Raw genomic sequence first — 1,586 nt, forward strand, 5'->3', positions numbered from 1 at the left:
TGATGGTGCTGTTGACTTCGTCTTCGCCATCACCATCGTTGCCCATTGCCATTGCCATAATTATACTCTTTCACATTACACTGCCCACGCTTGACAGCGGCGGGCAGTCGTACCAGTAGTCAAAGTCGACCTGTCAGTCCGCTGTTAAGCAGCTTTTTTAGCGACTTTATGCATGTTACCCGACAAGACCACCGAGTGCAGATCGGCCGAGAAGGCGCGCACTTCTTCCATCGAGCTCTTGTTGCGACGTACCAGGAAGTTGTAACCGAGTACAGCCGGAACCGCGACGGCCAAACCGATGGCGGTCATGATCAGCGCTTCACCAACTGGGCCGGCGACTTTATCGATCGATGCTTGACCGGACATACCGATGGCTGTCAAAGCATGGTAAATACCCCAGACGGTACCGAACAAACCGACGAACGGTGCAGTCGAACCAACGGTAGCCAAGAACGCCAAGCCATCTTGCAAGCGACTTTGTACTTTTTCGACGGCGCGGTGTATCGACATCGACACCCAAGTATTGAAATCTATTTGCTCCAGCAACAAGCCTTCATGGTGCTCAGTAGCTTTGATACCGGAATCGGCGATGAAACGGAATGGGCTGCCTTCTTTCAGGGCAGCAGCACCGGCTTGAACCGAAGCGGCTTTCCAAAATTTAGTGCGGGCTTCCGAAGCTTGACCGGCCAGTTTGAACTGGTCGACGATTTTCGTGATGAGGATGTACCAGCTACCCATAGACATGATGAACATGATGATCAGCGTGCCTTTGGCGACGAAATCGCCGGTTTTCCAGAGTGCATCGAGACCGTATGGGTTGTCGATCACTTCTTTAACCGGTGCAGCGGCGTCCATCGGTGCGGCAGCCGGTGCAGCTACCTCAGCGGCGGCAGGGGCAGCAGCAGAGGCGGCCGGAGCAGCGGCTGCATCAGCGGCGTAAACAGGTGCAACCGAGACGGTGGCGGAAATCGCCAGCACAGCGGCGGCGAACAAGGCGGAGAAACGAATAGTCATGGTGTTTCCTTTAACTAAGATCAGATAAATAAGCGGGACTTCAACTGCGGCTGAATCATTCCCTGTTTGCTGTGCGAAGCATAGTGCAAAACCTTGCACGATGCCGTGTCAAAAAGTAGCAATCAATCGAGGCGCCACACGTACTGCACTTTGGTCCAGGTCGCTTGCGGTTTGCCATCGACGGTACCCGGTTTGTTTTTGCAAGCGCCCGACATCAACTGCAAGCGCACGGCATTATCCAAACCACGGAAACCGCTGGACTTGTCGACCTTGACTTCAGTCACCGCACCATCGGCACCAATCAAGACCGATAACAACACGGTCCCGGTTTCTTCATTGCGCAAAGATGCACGCGGATACTCAGGCTTGCAACCGGCCACATTGAAGTCTATGACGGCCGCAATCGTGCTCGGTCCGGCTGCGGCTTTCGGTGCTTCCACTGGGACTGCCGGTGTTTTGGCAAACACTTGCGGTTCCGGTTTGACATTCGATACCGCAGCAATCGTATTTTGCGGCTGAACTTGCGGCTGCACCTGCACTTCCGGTGGCGGAATGAACGGTGGTGGCGGTGC

At 54.7% G+C, this 1,586-nt stretch carries 2 protein-coding genes; both read right to left on the reverse strand.

The window, feature by feature from the left end; genetic code table 11:
* Positions 1-144: 144 nt before the first annotated feature.
* Positions 145-1,014, reverse strand: a complete 870-nt coding sequence (locus tag QN359_RS19665) for a MotA/TolQ/ExbB proton channel family protein (protein ID WP_322249470.1) — start codon at positions 1,012-1,014, stop codon at positions 145-147.
* 122 nt (positions 1,015-1,136) lie between these two features.
* Positions 1,137-1,586, reverse strand: a 450-nt coding sequence (locus tag QN359_RS19670; protein ID WP_323493623.1) for an energy transducer TonB, incomplete at its 5' end; no start/stop codon positions are given.

Origin of the sequence: Undibacterium sp. 5I2 (assembly GCF_035019605.1) — a bacterium.
In the GTDB taxonomy this organism is placed as follows: domain Bacteria; phylum Pseudomonadota; class Gammaproteobacteria; order Burkholderiales; family Burkholderiaceae_D; genus Undibacterium.